We start from the raw sequence: 15,218 nt of genomic DNA on the forward strand, positions 1-15,218 counted from the left end.
GAAGCTGTGCCACCGGGCAGGGTCCCGTCCATCCGATGGACGGGGCCCTTTCCCGTTCCCCCCGCGCCGATAGGCTGGAGCCGAAGGTGTCCCGCCGTACGTCAGACCCCATGGAGTGGACCATGAGCGTTGTGAACCCCGCCGGAGGCGCATCAGTGGCGGGCGGCTCCTGGCCCGACGTCCTGAACGCGCTGCTGAACGGCCGCGACCTGACGGCCGCGGAGGCGGCGTGGGCGATGGACCGGATCATGAGCGGCGAGGCCTCGGACGCGCAGGTAGCCGGCTTCATGGTGGCCCTGCGGGCCAAGGGGGAGACCGTCGAGGAGGTCACCGGCCTCGTCGAGTCGATGTACGCGCACGCCCAGCCGCTGCACATCCCCGGCCCGGCCGTGGACATCGTCGGCACGGGCGGCGACCGTGCCAGGACGGTGAACATCTCCACGATGTCCGCCATCGTCGTCGCCGGCACGGGTGCCAAGGTCGTCAAGCACGGCAACCGGGCGGCCAGCAGCGCCAGTGGCGCCTCCGACGTCCTGGAGAAGCTCGGCATCAACCTCGGCCTGCCCACCGACCGGGTGGCGGAGGTCGCCGAGGACACCGGGATCACCTTCTGCTTCGCCGCGAAGTTCCACCCCGCGATGCGGTTCGCCGCCCCGGCCCGCCGCGACCTGGGCGTCCCCACCTCGTTCAACATCCTGGGCCCGCTGACCAACCCGGCGCGCGTGGGCGCCTCCGCCGTGGGGTGCTTCGACACCAGGATGGCCGGCCTGATCGCGGGCGTGCTGGCCCGCCGCGGCTCCTCCGCACTGGTCTTCCGGGGCGACGACGGTTTGGACGAGCTCACCGTCACGGCCACGTCCCAGGTGTGGGTGGTGCGAGACGGGAAGGTCGAGCAGGAGTCCTTCGACCCGCGCGACGTCGGCATGGAACTGGTGCCGATCGAGGCGCTGCGGGGCGCGGACGCCGCCTACAACGCCGACGTCGCCCGGCGGCTGCTGGCAGGTGAGACCGGCCCGGTCCGCGACGCCGTGCTGCTCAACTCGGCCGCCGCGCTGGTGGCGCTGGAGAGTGCGGACGGTCCGCTGACCGAGCGGATCGCGGCCGGTGTCGTCCGGGCGGCCGAGTCGATCGACTCGGGCGCGGCCGCCCGCACGCTCGAGCGCTGGGCTGCGGCGACGCACGCGTAGGGGGCGGCCGCGGCGAGCACTCGACCCGCCTCTCCCCGTTCATCCGGACACGTCCGGGGGTGCTGATCCGTGCAGAACGGCGCCGGCATCGGTGACGAATGCGTCGCAGGCTGCTTGAGCTGCGCTGCCACGCTGGAGCATGTCCGCTCTGTCGTCAGTCCGGATGATCACGCTGGTGAGCTCCAGCACCACGCAGGCCTGATCGCCGAGTCGCCGACCTGGGCCCGGCGGCCTCGTCGAGGTGAGCGAGGAGGTCACGGGCCAGGCGCGTGACGGCGTAGAAAGCGGTCCCGGGATGCGCCGGGCGGGGGCGGGGCCGGGTCACCGCACGCCGCCGTTCTGCCGCCGCGCACACCGTACGGGGCTGTCTCCCGGCCGGATGCGCCCTGCGGGCGCCGGGGCGTCCCCGGGGCCCGTGCGGGCCGTCCGCACAGCGCATGCGCGTGCGGAGCACGTCCGGGATGCGGACCGAGGGTTGCGGCGTCCTGCCCGTGTGGCATCATGCTGCGCAGGTCACGAGTGACAGCGAAACGGCCCCGGCCCGCTGTCCGGCAACCCTCCTTCCGTGGCGGGGTGCCCCGGGTGATGACCAGGCCGCAGGCAGCGAGGTCTGCGGCAAGCGCGGTCAGAGGAGTTCCTCCATGAGCATGCGAATGCGCTAGGGCCTGCAGGGCCCCCAGCCGCCTCCCCTCCCTCCCCGGGCGTGCGCCGCCCGCTGTGCCGAGGGCTGTTCCGTCACCACTGACGTCGACTCACTTCACCCTGTTCACAGGAGACTTCGCCATGTCCCTCAGCGCTGCCCTGCCCTCGTCCGTCCACGCCCCGCTGCCCGTCCTGGGGCGCGAGGTCCTCGTGCCGCTCGTGACCGGGGGTGAAGTGCCCTACGCCGCCCTCGACTACGCGGCGAGCGCCCCCGCGCTGCAGCGGGTCTGGGACGACGTGGCGGCCTACGCGCCCTACTACGGCAGCGTGCACCGCGGGGCCGGGCACCTCTCGCAGCTGTCGACGGACCTGTTCGAGCAGAGCCGGGCGACGGTCGCGGAGTTCCTCGGCTGCCGTCCCGGCGACCAGGTGGTCTTCACCCGTTCGACCACCGACTCACTGAATCTGCTGGCCGCCGCCGTGCCGGCGGGCACGAACGTCTTCGTCTTCGAGACCGAGCACCACGCGTCCCTGCTGCCGTGGCGGAACGCCGAGGTCACCTACCTGGGCGCTCCCCGTACCCCCGGGGAGGCCGTGGCGACGCTGCGGCGGGCCCTGGCCGCCGGGGTGGCGGACGGGCCCGCCCTGGTGTGTGTGACCGGGGCGTCCAACGTGACCGGCGAGATTTGGCCGGTCCGGGAACTGGCGGCGGCGGCCCACGCCCATGGCGCCCGCATCGTGCTGGACGCGGCGCAACTCGCCCCGCACCACCCGGTGGACATCGCCGACCTCGACGTGGACTGGGTGGCGTTCTCCGGGCACAAGCTCTACGCGCCGTTCGGCTCCGGAGTGCTCGCCGGCCGCGCCGACTGGCTGACCGAGGCCGAGCCCTACCTGGCCGGCGGCGGCGCCTCGCGCCGGGTGGCCCGGCGCACGGACGGCGGGGTGGACGTCGACTGGCACACCACCGTGGCCCGGCACGAGGCCGGCTCGCCCAACGTGATCGGCGCCTACGCGATCGCCTCGGCGTGCCGGGCCCTGACGGAGGCCGGCTTCGACCGGCTGGTCGAGCGGGAGCAGGCCCTGCTCGCCCGGGTGCGCGCCGGACTGGCCCAGGTGCCCGAGGTGAAGGTGCTCTCGCTCTTCGGCGACGACGCCCCGCGGGTCGGCGTCGTCTCCTTCGTCGTCGAGGGCTGGAACAGCTCCAACTTCGCGGCGGCGCTCTCCGCGGAGTACGGGATCGGCGTCCGCGACGGCCTCTTCTGCGCGCATCCCCTGGTGCGCACGCTGCTCGGAGCGGGCGGCGGCGAGCCGGGCGAGTGCGGGGCACCCGAGGCCGCTCCCGGCGACCCCGCGCTCAACGCCATCCGCGTCTCCTTCGGCGTGGGCACCCCCGACGAGCATGTGGAACGCTTCGTCGACGCGGTGCGGGAGCTCGTGGCGGAGGGCGCCAAGTGGCGTTACCGCACCGAGGGCGGCCGCTGCGTGCCCGAACGGGACCGGGGCTGAGCCGCCCGGCCGGGCTCCGCCTGCGGCGCCGCGCCGGCTACGCGTCCAGGCCGATGGCGAAGGCGGTCTCGAGGTCGTGCTGGGAGTAGGTGCGGAAGGCCACGTGCGTGTCCGTGGCCTCGACGCCGGGGATCTTGCTGATCCGGCCCGGGATGACGTCCGCGAGTTCGTCGTGCCGGGCCACCCGCACCATGGCGACCAGGTCGTACGTCCCGGTGACGGAGTAGACCTCGCTGACGCTGTCGAGCGCGGCGATGGACTCCGCGATCTCGGGGATACGGTCGACGCTGGTCTTGATGAGCACGATCGCGGTGATCACGGCTGGAGGTCTCCTCGGGTCGCCCTGGCTGCGGGCTCAAGCTTAGGCGTTGCGCGGTAGCAGACCCACGCGCACAGGAAGCCGAAGACGAAGCCGGTGATGTGGGCGAGGTAGGCCACCCCAGGACCCGTCTGCTGGATCGCGCCGGCGAGCCACTGCAGGACGAACCAGAAGATCAGCACCATCCAGGCGGGGAAGCGCAGCGGCAGGAAGAAGAGGAAGGGGAAGACGCTGGTCACCCGGGCCTTGGGGTAGAGGCAGAGGTAGGCGCCGAGCACCCCGGAGATCGCCCCGGACGCGCCGACCAGGGTCTGGGTGGAGGAGGCGTGCCCGAGCGCGTAGCCGTACGTCGCCAGGTAGCCGGCGGCGAGGTAGAAGAGCAGGAAGCGGACGCGGCCCATGCGGTTCTCGACGTTGTCGCCGAAGACCCAGAGGAAGAGCATGTTGCCGAGCAGGTGGACCCAACCGCCGTGCACGAACAGCGCGGTGAGCACCGACCCGAACGGCGGGGCGGCGAAGGACCGCAGCGAAGGGCAGCCGGTCGGCATCGGCACCTCGGCCAGGGGGATCCGGCCGTGCCAGAGCTCGGTGGGGATGACTCCCCAGCGGGCGAGGTACTCGGCCTGGGCGCACAGGAGGTCGTGGCCCGTGCCGTACACGAGGTTGAGTCCGGAGAACGGGCTGATGAGGAAGACCACCCCGCACAGCGCCATCAGTGCGTACGTCACCACGGGTGTGCGAGGGCCTGGGTTCTTGTCGTACACCGGGATGAGCATGGACCGATCATGACGGAACGGGTGTAACGGTCGCGGGGAGCCTCGCCGCAGCGCGCGGGACCACCTAGGCCGTAGGGTGACCGGAACGCATCTGCGCGACCCGAGGAGACGACCGATGCCGGTGCCCCTGCCGACCGCCACGACCCGCTGGCGTTGCACCCTGTGCGGCAACCTGACCCGGTTCGACGTCACCCGTTCCAGCAAGGTCGTCGAGTACATCCACCTGGACCTGGCGGGCGAGCCCACGGTCGAGGAGCGCGAGGTGGTCAGCGAGACCGTGGAATCGGTGCGCTGCCGCTGGTGCAACGCCGTGGACCAGGTCGAGCTGGTCGACCGCCCCGACGCGGCGGCGGCGACGCAGGCCTGAGCGCCGCCGGGGACAATGGAGGAAGGCGGCGCGGCCGGAGAGGTTGAAGGAGGCCGGGGAGGCGCCCACGGACTGGACGGGAGTGACGGGTGGACGGGACCGGCGGTAGCCCGGGCCGCGGCGACGAAAGTGCCGTGCCCGAGTCCTTGGCTGCGCCGGAGGCGTCCGCCCACGGCGAGTCGCTGGACCGTCCGCTGCCCGAGGGCGTACGGCACCGCGTGGTCGCCCTCGCGGCGGAGGCGTTCGGCGGGCTGACCCCGGCCGAGCTGCCCGCGGTGCTGCGCCCGTACGCCCGGTTCACGCCGAGCCGCCGCGCCAAGTTCGCCGCGACCGCGCTGGCCACGGCGCTGGAGGGCGATCCGGCCTTCCGGCAGCGGGTGGGCGCCCGGCTGCGCGAGTCCGAGCCGCAGCTGTGCGAGGTGCTGGACGCCGGCGCCCCGCCCCCGGCGGTCGACCCGCTGGACGTGGCGGCCGCCGCGTACCTGCTGCGTCCCGCGGGCTGGGCCAAGCTGGTGGCCGCGGCGGGCGAGGAGGCCCAGCGGGTCAGCGCCGAACGGGCGGGCGAGGAGGCGCAGCGCGAGCTGCGCCAACTGAAGGCGGAGCTGGACGAGGCCAGGGCCCAGGGCCGTACCGAGGCGCTGCGGCTGCGTACCGAGCTGGAGGCGGCCCGCAAGGAGGCCGAGTCGCTGCAGCGCAAGCTGCGCAGCGCGGCGAGCGACGTCAAGCGGGCCGAGGCCGCGCTGCGCAAAGTCGAGGCCGAACTGGACGAGACGCGCGCGGCCGCTGCCGCGGAGAAGGCGACGGCGGACGGCGAGGCGCGCCGGCTGAGGGCCCGGCTGGCCGAGGCCGAGCAGGCCGTGGAGTCCTCCCGGCGGGCGGCGCGGGAGGGCCGCAGCGCGGAGGAGATGCGTTTGCGGCTGCTGCTGGACACCGTGCTCGACGCCGCCTCAGGGCTGCGCCGGGAACTGGCGCTGCCGCCGCGCGACACCCTGGGCGCCCGCCCCGCGGACAGCGTGGACGCGGTGAAGCCGGGGGCGATCAGTCCGAAGGACATCGCGCGGCGCGCCCTGTCCGAGGACGACCCGGCGCTGCTGGACCAGTTGCTCGCGTTGCCCCAGTCCCATCTGGTGGTCGACGGCTACAACGTGACCAAGACGGGTTATCCGGCGCTGCCGTTGGAGAAGCAGCGGCTGCGGCTGCTGGGCGGCCTGGCGGTGCTGGCGGCGCAGAGCGGCTCCGAGGTCACCTGCGTCTTCGACGGGGCGGATCTGGACGCCCCGGTGCTGCTGGCGCCGCCGCGCGGGGTGCGGGTGCTGTTCAGCAAGTCCGGTGAGACGGCGGACGAGTTGATCCGCCGTCTGGTTCGGGCGGAACCTCCCGGTCGTCCGATTGTGGTGGTTTCCTCCGATCGCGAAGTTGCTGATGGTGTGGCCCGGGCCGGCGCCCGCCCGGTCGCGTCCAGGCTGCTGCTGAAGCGACTTGCCCGGGTGTGACCTGGAGCACATCCGTGGAGTGTGTGGGGCGCCGCCCGTGGACTCAGCGTCAACTTCTCATCACTGCATGTGCGATGTGCGTAAAGAAAACGCAGCCGAGCGACTTTTTTCCTTCAGGGATTTGATCCGATCACAAGATGGTCACTAGGGTCATGGCTCGAACCTCTGCCCAGTCGGTCATCCATCCCGGATGGCGGCGGAGGTCCCGCCGATCTGATGTGCCGCGCGTAGACGGGGGTCGCCGGCGCTCGGAGCCGGGGAACTCTGTTCCCGATGCAAGCGGCAGGCGGCTGGAGGAAGAAGGAGCTCGCCCGAGTGGCGTCCCACCGTCGTTCCAAGCAGGCCAGTCGCACACGTGTCACCGTGCTCACCGCGACCGCCGCAGCAGCCGTCGCCCTGTCCTCGCAGGCCGCCCAGGCCGCTCCCGCCAAGCCGTCCGTGAAGAGCGTCAAGGCCCAGGTCGACGCCCTCTACGAGCAGGCCGAGCAGGCGACCGAGAAGTTCAACGGCGCCAAGGAGAAGCAGGAGAAGCTCCAGAAGCAGGTCGAGAACCTGCAGGACGAGGTGGCCCGCGAGCAGTCCGAGCTCAACGACCTCCAGGACGACCTCGGCACCCTGGCCAGCGCCCAGTACCGCAGCGGCGGCATCGACCCGTCGCTGCAGCTCTTCCTCTCCTCCGACCCGGAGAGCTTCCTCGAGCAGGCGTCCGCTCTCGACCAGCTGAGCACCAAGCAGACCGAGGCGCTCAAGCAGATCGCGGAGAAGAAGCGCACCCTCAACCAGCAGAAGGCGGAGGCGGCGGGCAAGCTCGCCGAGCTCGACGAGACCCGCGCCGAACTGGGCAAGAAGAAGAAGGAAGTCCAGGCGAAGCTCGCCAAGGCGCGGCAGCTGCTCAACACGCTGACCGCAGCCCAGCGCGCGGCCCTGGCCGCAGCTGAGAACCGCGCCAACCGCGCCAGCCAGCGGGTGGACCTGGGCAACGACGCGCCGGCCTCGGGGCTGGCCGCCGCGGCTCTCGCCGCCGCCAGGACCAAGCTGGGCGCGCCCTACGTCTACGGCGCCACCGGCCCGAGCTCCTACGACTGCTCCGGCCTCACCTCCTGGGCCTACGCGCAGGCGGGAGCGTCCATACCGCGCACCTCCCAGTCCCAGGCCTACGCCGGCACGCGCCTGTCGATGAGCCAGCTCAAGCCGGGCGACCTCGTCATCTTCTACGGCGACCTGCACCACGTGGGCCTCTACGCGGGCAACGGCCAGGTGCTGCACGCGCCGCGCACCGGCACGGTCGTGCGTTTCGAGTCCATCAACAACATGCCGTTCCAGTTCGGCGTCCGCATCTGAGAACCGGCGGGGGCGGCGGCGCCCGTTGAACCTATCGGGTGATCGCGTACGGTGACGGTCCGGCGATGACCTGCGCAAGCGGGGCGCCGTCCGACCGCACGGAGGCACCAGGTCTTTGAACTGTCCGCGTCCGGCTGACTACTGTCAGCCGACGTGCCATCCCATCGACGCATCCCGCAGCCCGGCAGGGCCCCGCGCACCTCAAGGGCCACAGCCCTGACGGCGGCGGCCACCGCCGCCGCCGCGATGGCGGGCGCGGCCACCACCGCGCAGACGGCCGCCGCCGACCCGGCGGACCCCTCCGTCGACGTCGCGGCCCGCATCGACCACCTCTACACCCAGGCCGAGCGGGCCACCGAGCAGTTCAACGCCGCCCGCGAGAACACCCTGCGGCTGCGGCGCGAGGTCGAGGCGCTCCAGGACCGGGCCGCGCGCGGGCAGGAGCGGGTCAACCGGATCCGCGACGACCTCGGCACGCTGGCGGGGGCCCAGTACCGCGGCGGGGGAGTCGACCCCACCCTCGCCCTGCTGCTCTCGCCCGATCCCGCGAGCTATCTCGACCGGGCCGCCACCCTCGACCGGATCAGCAGCCGCGGCAACGCGCGCCTCGGCGAACTCCGCACCGCCCAGCGCTTCCTGGACCAGGAACGCTCCCGGGCCGCCGATCGCCTCGGCGAGCTCGAGCGAGCCCGCGCCGGCCTCACCGCCCGCAAGAAGGCCGTGCAACGCAAGCTGATGGCGGCCGCGCGCCTGGTCAACTCGCTGCCCCCCGAGGAACGGGCCCGGCTCGCGAGCCGCCTGCAGGACCGCGCCTCCCGCTCCGGTCGCACCATCGACATCCCCGACCTCGGTCCGCTGTCCGTACGCGCCGCGACGGCCGTCGCCGCCGCGCGCTCCGCCGTCGGCGCCCCCTACGTGTGGGGTGCCACCGGTCCCGGCTCCTTCGACTGCTCCGGGCTGATGGTCTGGGCGTACCGCCAGGCCGGTGTGGGCCTGCCCCGCACCTCCCAGGCCCAGCTGAACGCCGGACGGCACGTGCCGCTCAGCCAGGCCCGCCCCGGTGACCTCGTCCTCTACCGCGGCGACGCCAGCCACGTCGCCATGTACGTCGGCGGCGGCCGGGTCATCCACGCCCCCTACCCCGGTGCCCGGGTGCGCTACGACCCCGTGGCCATGCTTCCGATCTCGGCGGTGACCCGGCCCACATGACCGCCGCGGCCGGCCCCGTACGATCGGCGGCGTGGCCCCTTTCCGCTCGACGACCCGCGCCGTGGCCGCCGCGCTGTGCGGCGCGGCGGTGCTTCTCGCGGGCTGCGGGCCCGCGGGCGGAGGAGCGGCGGAGCACGAGCCCCCTGGTGACCGGGTCGTCCGGGGCCTGCTGGAGCGGCGGGCCGACGCGGTTCTGCGCCATGACGAGAAGGCGTACCTGGCCGATGTGACGCCGGCCCGGCGGGCCGCCGAGCGCCAGGTCTTCCGCAACCTGGGCGAGCTCCCGCTGGCCTCCTTCTCGTACCGGCTGCTCTCCACGCGGGGCGCCGACCCGGTGACCGCCCACGTTCGCTTGCGGTACCGCCTGGGGGGCTACGACAGCGCCCCGGCCACCGCCGACGAGTCCCTGCTGCTGCGCCCCGACGGCGGCGGCCACTGGCGCGTGGCCGGCGACGGCGACCCGGGCGGCCAGCTGTGGGAGCAGGGCGCCCTGAACGTCGTCCGCGGCAGCCGCAGCATCGTCCTCGGCACCGGCGACCGCGCGGAACTGGCCGGGTACGCCACCGACGCGGACCGGGCCGTCCCGCAGGTGCGGCGGGCCTGGGGCGAGAAGGGCTGGACCGGGCGGGTGGTGCTCGAAGTCCCCTCCTCCCTGCGGCAGATGGGGCAGCTGCTCAAAGTGCCCGCGCGGACCTACGCGGACGTCGCGGCCGTCACCACCGGAGAGGCGGGCGGCAACGGCACCGCGCCCGCCGGGCGCGTCATCGTCAACCCCGAGGCCTTCGCCGGGCTGTCGCCCTTCGGCCGGCAGGTCGTGCTCACCCACGAGACCACCCACGTCGCCACGCGTGCCGCGACGACCTCCCGCACCCCGATGTGGCTCTCCGAGGGCTTCGCCGACTGGGTCGCGTACCGGGACTCCGGCCGGCCGGCCACGGCCCTGGCGCCCGAGTTGCGCCGTGACGTCACGGCCGCGGGCCCGCCCCGGCGCCTTCCCGCCGACGCCGACTTCGCACCCGGCGCGCCCGCGCAGGCCCAGGCATACGAGGGCGCCTGGCTGGCCTGCCGGTTCATCGCCGACACATGGGGCGCCGACCGGCTGGTCGAGCTGTACCGTTCCGGTGCGGATCCGCGGCGCACGCTCGGTATCGGCGAGGACGCCCTCACCGCACGCTGGCGGGCCTGCGTCCAGGAGGAGTTGGGATGAGCGGCACGGACGGGGACTTCACGCCGGAGGAGTCGGCGCGCGGCAGGGCCCTGCGCCGCGCCCAACTGCCCTTCCTGCTCGGCAGCCGTCTCGCCGGGCTCACGCTGCTGCTGGCACTCGGGCTGACCCCCGCGGGCGCCGCCCTCACCGGGCTGTTCGGCGACGTGTGGGCGCTGCGCGTGGCGGCCGGCGGTCTGCTGCTGGCGCTGCTCCAGCAGGCCGTCACCCTGCCCTTCTCCGCCCGGGTCCGCGTCATCCGGCGCCGCTACGGACTCGTCACGCAGGGCTGGGGCGGTTGGGCCGTCGACGTGCTGCGGGGGCTGCTCGTCTCCGTCCCGCTCACGCTGGCCGCGCTGTACGGCTACTACGCGCTCGGCTGGGCCTGGGCGGTGCTGGGCGCGGTGTGCGCGGCCGTCGTGCTGTCCTGGCTCGCCCCGGTCCTGCTGGAACCGCTCTTCAACCGATTCCGGCCGATGGAGGACGGGCCCCTGCGCGCGGCCCTGCTGGCGCTGGCCGAACGGGACCGGATCCCCGTACGGGAGGTGCTGGTCGCCGACGCGAGCCGGCGGACGACCGCGCTCAACGCGTACGTCTCCGGCTTCGGGCGCACCCGGCGGATCGTCGTCTACGACACACTGCTCGGCACGGCCCCGCCGGAGGAGGTCGAACTCGTCGTCGCCCATGAGCTGGGGCACGTCAAGCACCGCGACGTGCTGCGTGGAACCCTGCTCGGCGCCCTGGGCGCGGGAGCGGGGGTCGGCCTGCTGTCCGCGGCCATGGCCGCCTCCCCCTACGGCACCGGCGACCCGCGCGGCCTGTTCCTGCTCGCCGCGCTGGCCGCGCTGCTGTCGGCGTGCGCCGGGCCGGCCGGCTGCGCCGTGAGCCGGCGCGCGGAACGGAGGGCGGACCGGCACGCCCTGGAGTTGACCGGGGACGCCGACCGGTTCATCGCCATGCAGCGCCGGCTCACCGTCACGAATGTCTCCGACCCCGACCCGCCGCGCCTCCTGCACAGGATGCTCGGCACGCATCCCACCGCCGTCCAGCGCATCGCGGCGGCCCGTGCGTTCGCCGCCGCGAAGGGGTGACGGCGCGGCCGGTTCCGGTCCGCGCGGCGCCGCAGCCGGCGTCGTGCCGTACACCCGTCCTGCGGGCGTGTCCCGCCGGTTTGGCCGCCCGCGCCGCGGGCCGCCAAACCGGTGTCCAGGGGCGCGCGTTGTCCGGGAAAGCCCTCGGCGTCGGGTACGGCTCCGCGTACGTCTCGCCGGGCGTGGGGCCGTCTCCTGGGCGGCCTCAGTGGCTGAGCTCCGCGAGGGTCTCCGTGAGCCAGTCGCGTTCCGCGCTTCCCCTGGCGCGGGCGATGCGCAGCATGCCCTGCCGGAAGGGGTCGGCCGTGTCCTCGGCGCGCGGGTGCCGGCCGCGGTCGAAGAAGCCGGCTGCGGCGGTCCGCAGGAACTCCAGGCGGCGCCGCAGCACCGCGGCCTGCGCCGCGGTGTCGGGCAGGTGCCTCAGGAAGGCCAGGAGGACGAAGAAGCGCGTGGCGTCGGTGATCTCGATCGGCTTGGGGTCGCGGAGGCGGGCGAGCAGTCGCGTGCGCCCGGCGTCGGTGAGCGAGAGCACGCGGCGCGGCGCGGCGCCGGTCCCCGGTTCGGTGTGCTGGCTGACCAGTCCGGCAGCGGCGAGGCGGCTGATGGCCGGGTAGAGCGCGCCGTCGCTCACCGGGCGGACGTGGCCGTTGAGTGCGGTGATGCGCTCCTTGAGCTCGTAGCCGTGCAGGGATTCCTCGTAGAGGAAGCCCAGGATCGCGAGCTCCAGCACCGTTCGACACCTTTCCGGCCGTGTGTTCCGACATGTCGGCTGGGGCCCATGATGCTACCCCTGAACGGTGTATATCGAATCGAGGTAGGGCACTCGAGGCGAGGCGCCCGAGGTCTCCGGTACCGCCCCCGCCGTCTCGCGCCCTTCGGGCGCACGGATGCGGGCTGCGGACGGGGAGGGTGGGCCTGTTGTCGACGGCGGTGTGCGGGTGGGCTCGTGGCCCGGGTTCAGAGGTCGTGCTGAGAGTGCTTGGCAGGTAGCGGTGGGGGCTTGATCCTGGCGGACGTTCGCCGGCTGTCAGCGACCACTCCCGCGACGCTGTACGGGGCAGTGCTACGCGACACTCGTCCTGCGGAATGGTTCGAGCAGGTCCAGGCCGCGGAACAGCGCCGAGATCGGGCTGCGTCCATCGCGTTGGCACGCGCCAGATCGCGGCCCGCTTCCGCTCGTCGTCGAGTGGTGCACCGTAGGGCTTCTGATCGCGGTATTGCGCCCGAAAGGCGCGAGACGGCGGGACGGCCGGGCCGCTGCCGGCACGACGCTCCGGGGGCCGAACGGGGGTCCGCCGGCCCGGCGACGCACGGTGGCACATCCGGGTCCCCTCCGCATCCGCATCCCTCAGCCCAGCCGCCCCGCGCCCCGGTCCCTAGCGGGCCAGCAGCTCCTCCGCGTCCTTACCGGGCTCCGGCAGAGGCGCCGCGGGTGCCGTGCGCGTCCGCTCCGGCAGCCGGGCGGTGGCGACCCACAACCGGCGGCACGCGACGAGCGAGGCGGCGACCAGCAGGCCGTTGCGGAGCAGCAGCAGCGTGATGCCGAGATCGGTGCTGCCGACGACGTCGCCGAAGCGCATCGGGAACTCGTACACGGTGAGCACGGTCGCCGCGAGGATCAGCGCCGAGGGCAGCGCCATCACGCTGGCCCGCAGCGTGAGGCAGACGGCCGCGAGACCGATCAGCCAGATCATGTACTGCGGGCTGATCACCCGGCTGGTCGTGGTGAAGAGCAGCACCGCGGTGAACGCCGCGTCGAAGGACGTCTGCGGGCCGTACGTCCTCGCCCGCAGCCGCCACAGCAGCAGCCAGGCGAAGGCGGCGACGGTCAGCCCGAGCGCGATGTTGCTCACCAGGCCCACATACGGCCCGAGGAACTCCATGGAGCCGTAGTTGAGCAGCACCTGCCCCTGCCAGCCGTGGTGCCGGGCGATGTGGAAGACGAGGGCGCCCAGGGACTCCACCTCGGTGCCCCGCTCGCCCTGGAAGCGCAGGAAGGCGAAAGCCCCCGGCATCCACAGCCAGAAGCCCAGGGCGAGGAGCCCCGCCCCGGCCGCGGCCGCCGTCCAGACCCGGCGGACGCGGACCCCGGCGAGCAGCAGCACCGGCCAGACCTTGAGCATCGCGCCGAAGGCGATCAGCGCGCCCGCGACCCTGGGCCGGCGCACCGTCGCCAGCAGCGCGGCCACGGCGACGGCGGTGACCATGACGTCGTAGCGCGCGTACGCGGTGGGCCCCAGCAGCGGCACGCCCAGCACCCACACGTAGGCGCCGGCGACCCGCCGCCCCTTTCCGCGCGAACCGCGCAGCAGCAGCGCGAAGGCGACCAGGTCGGCGGCGCAGGCCAGCCAGAAGAAGGCGGTCGCGTAGTCGAGGAACGGCAGCATCCCGGGCGCCAGCACCGCGAGGGCCGCGGCGGGCGGGTACTGCCAGGTGACGTCCTGGTGGGGGAAGGTCCCGCTCCGCAGGACCTCGTACCAGCCGTGGTAGATCACCGACACGTCGGTGGTCACGTCCAACGGCGACAAGGTGAGCACCTTGAAGACGTAGAGCAGCAGGACGACCCGGGTGGCCACCCAGGCGAGGACCGGCCCGACCGGGAGCCGCTTGCCGCTGTCGCCTGCCATGTCCACCTCGTCGAATCGGTACTGCTGTGATGATGCATGATGCCGGTCTCACCTGGGGACGGGCGTGTGGAGCTGAGACGCGCGGGGGCCGCGGCCGGTTGCCGCGGACCGCACCGGATACCCTCGGCGGCGTATGGACAAGACCCTGATCGTCACCAACGACTTCCCGCCACGCCCCGGTGGCATCCAGGCGTTCGTGCACAGCATGGCGCTGCGGCTCGACCCCGGCCGGGTGGTGGTGTACGCGTCGACCTGGCGGGACGGCTCCGAAGTCGCCGCGTTCGACGCCGAGCAGCCCTTCCCGGTCGTACGTGATCGTACGACGATGCTGTTGCCCACCCCGAGGGTGACCCGGCGGGCCGCCGCGCTGCTGCGCGAACACGGCTGCACATCGGTGTGGTTCGGGGCGGCCGCCCCGCTGGGGCTGATGGCGCCCGCGCTGCGGCGTGCCGGGGCGCGCCGGCTGGTGGCGACGACCCACGGGCACGAGGCGGGATGGGCGCAGCTGCCCGCGAGCCGCGCGCTGCTGCGGCGGATCGGCGAGGGCACCGACACGATCACCTATCTGGGCGAGTACACCCGGTCCCGGATCGCCCGGGCGCTGACGCCCCAGGCCGCCGCGCGCATGGTGCAGCTGCCGCCGGGCGTGGACGAGAAGGTCTTCCACCCGGCGTCCGGCGGCGCGGCGGTGCGCGCCCGGCTGGGGCTCACCGACCGGCCGGTCGTCGTCTGCGTGTCCCGCCTGGTGCCGCGCAAGGGACAGGACACCCTGATCGAGGCGATGCCGAGGATCCTGGCCGGTCGGCCGGACGCCGTCCTGCTGGTCGTGGGCGGCGGCCCGTACGAGGACGACCTGCGGCGGCTCGCCGAGCGGACGGGGGTGGCGGAGTCGGTGCGGTTCACCGGGGCCGTGCCCTGGGAGGAACTGCCCGCGCACTTCGGCGCCGGCGACGTCTTCGCCATGCCGTGCCGCACGCGCCGCGGCGGGCTGGACGTCGAGGGGCTCGGCATCGTCTACCTGGAGGCGTCGGCCACCGGACTGCCGGTCGTGGCGGGCGACTCCGGAGGCGCGCCGGACGCGGTGCTGGACGGCGAGACCGGCTGGGTGGTGCGCGGTGGGGAGCCCGCGGAGGCCGCCGAGCGGATCCTGGCGCTGCTGGGCGACGCGGAGCTGCGGCGCCGGATGGGCGAACGTGGGCGCACGTGGGTGGAGGAGGCCTGGCGCTGGGACCTGCTCGCCGAGCGGCTGAAGACGCTTCTGTGAGGGGCGCCCCGTCCTGGGGGCGGTGATCGCGCACCCGGCCCTCCCGGCGGCCCCGCGAAACGCCGGTGGCCGCCCTCCGCACGAGGCGTACGGCGGCCACCCCCGTCACCGAGGCGTACGGCGACCGAGGAGGGTGTGTGCCCTCGCCGGGACTCAGCTCTCTTGACATCCTCCCGGGCTTAAAGGCCC

General features: G+C 73.8%; 13 protein-coding genes and 1 riboswitch. Of the genes, 9 read left to right on the top strand and 4 right to left on the bottom strand.

The features are described 5' to 3' along the window. Positions 1-122 precede the first annotated feature (122 nt). Positions 123-1,187 (top strand): anthranilate phosphoribosyltransferase, encoded by a 1,065-nt coding sequence (gene trpD / locus AC3ET4_RS05380; RefSeq protein ID WP_431946437.1) that lies wholly within the window; start codon positions 123-125, stop codon positions 1,185-1,187. Between the two features lie 511 nt (positions 1,188-1,698). Next, positions 1,699-1,815: riboswitch (SAM riboswitch) on the top strand. Positions 1,816-1,970: 155 nt separating this feature from the next. Next, entirely contained in the window at positions 1,971-3,338 is a 1,368-nt protein-coding gene (locus tag AC3ET4_RS05385; protein WP_431946439.1) for an aminotransferase class V-fold PLP-dependent enzyme, read from the top strand. A gap of 37 nt (positions 3,339-3,375) precedes the next feature. Here AC3ET4_RS05385 and AC3ET4_RS05390 read toward each other — a convergent pair whose 3' ends face one another. Together AC3ET4_RS05390 and AC3ET4_RS05395 are read right to left on the bottom strand one after the other, a co-directional pair. Beyond that, positions 3,376-3,657 carry an Lrp/AsnC family transcriptional regulator gene (locus AC3ET4_RS05390; protein WP_018557042.1) on the bottom strand — a complete coding sequence of 94 codons (282 nt, stop codon included), beginning with the start codon at positions 3,655-3,657 and terminating at the stop codon, positions 3,376-3,378. Beyond that, positions 3,654-4,433 (bottom strand): rhomboid family intramembrane serine protease, encoded by a 780-nt coding sequence (locus AC3ET4_RS05395; protein ID WP_431946442.1) that lies wholly within the window; start codon positions 4,431-4,433, stop codon positions 3,654-3,656. Before AC3ET4_RS05395 ends, AC3ET4_RS05390 begins: the two co-directional genes overlap by 4 nt. 115 nt (positions 4,434-4,548) lie before the next feature. On the opposite strand from AC3ET4_RS05395, the gene AC3ET4_RS05400 reads away from it, so the two are divergent. From AC3ET4_RS05400 to AC3ET4_RS05425, 6 genes are all read left to right on the top strand, one after another. After that, positions 4,549-4,800, top strand: a complete 252-nt coding sequence (locus AC3ET4_RS05400) for a hypothetical protein (RefSeq protein ID WP_431946444.1) — start codon at positions 4,549-4,551, stop codon at positions 4,798-4,800. Between the two features lie 134 nt (positions 4,801-4,934). Then, on the top strand, positions 4,935-6,293 hold the full coding sequence (locus tag AC3ET4_RS05405; RefSeq protein WP_431946445.1) for an NYN domain-containing protein: 1,359 nt from the start codon (positions 4,935-4,937) through the stop codon (positions 6,291-6,293). Between the two features lie 315 nt (positions 6,294-6,608). After that, complete coding sequence (locus AC3ET4_RS05410; RefSeq protein WP_431946447.1) at positions 6,609-7,634, top strand: C40 family peptidase; 1,026 nt, start codon at positions 6,609-6,611, stop codon at positions 7,632-7,634. Positions 7,635-7,787: 153 nt separating this feature from the next. Next, positions 7,788-8,843, top strand: coding sequence for a C40 family peptidase (locus AC3ET4_RS05415; RefSeq protein WP_431946449.1), 1,056 nt, complete (start codon positions 7,788-7,790; stop codon positions 8,841-8,843). 31 nt (positions 8,844-8,874) lie between these two features. Next, positions 8,875-10,050 (top strand): hypothetical protein, encoded by a 1,176-nt coding sequence (locus AC3ET4_RS05420; protein ID WP_431946451.1) that lies wholly within the window; start codon positions 8,875-8,877, stop codon positions 10,048-10,050. Further along, a complete protein-coding gene (locus AC3ET4_RS05425; protein ID WP_431946453.1) occupies positions 10,047-11,138 on the top strand; it encodes a M48 family metalloprotease in 1,092 nt (363 codons plus the stop codon). The genes AC3ET4_RS05420 and AC3ET4_RS05425 overlap by 4 nt, the downstream gene beginning before the upstream one ends. A 205-nt stretch (positions 11,139-11,343) precedes the next feature. On the opposite strand, the gene AC3ET4_RS05430 is transcribed toward AC3ET4_RS05425, so the two are convergent. Together AC3ET4_RS05430 and AC3ET4_RS05435 are read right to left on the bottom strand one after the other, a co-directional pair. Continuing rightward, positions 11,344-11,868 carry a PadR family transcriptional regulator gene (locus AC3ET4_RS05430; protein ID WP_431946455.1) on the bottom strand — a complete coding sequence of 175 codons (525 nt, stop codon included), beginning with the start codon at positions 11,866-11,868 and terminating at the stop codon, positions 11,344-11,346. A gap of 646 nt (positions 11,869-12,514) precedes the next feature. Then, the gene (locus AC3ET4_RS05435; protein ID WP_431946457.1) at positions 12,515-13,765 is read right to left on the bottom strand and encodes a glycosyltransferase 87 family protein; all 1,251 of its coding nucleotides are present in this window, start codon (positions 13,763-13,765) and stop codon (positions 12,515-12,517) included. A 133-nt stretch (positions 13,766-13,898) separates the two neighbouring features. Between AC3ET4_RS05435 and AC3ET4_RS05440 the strand changes: the two genes are divergently transcribed. Next, positions 13,899-15,029 carry a glycosyltransferase family 4 protein gene (locus AC3ET4_RS05440; RefSeq protein WP_431946459.1) on the top strand — a complete coding sequence of 377 codons (1,131 nt, stop codon included), beginning with the start codon at positions 13,899-13,901 and terminating at the stop codon, positions 15,027-15,029. The last annotated feature ends 189 nt before the right edge of the window (positions 15,030-15,218 follow it).

The sequence above is a fragment of the Actinacidiphila sp. bgisy167 genome (assembly GCF_057707665.1).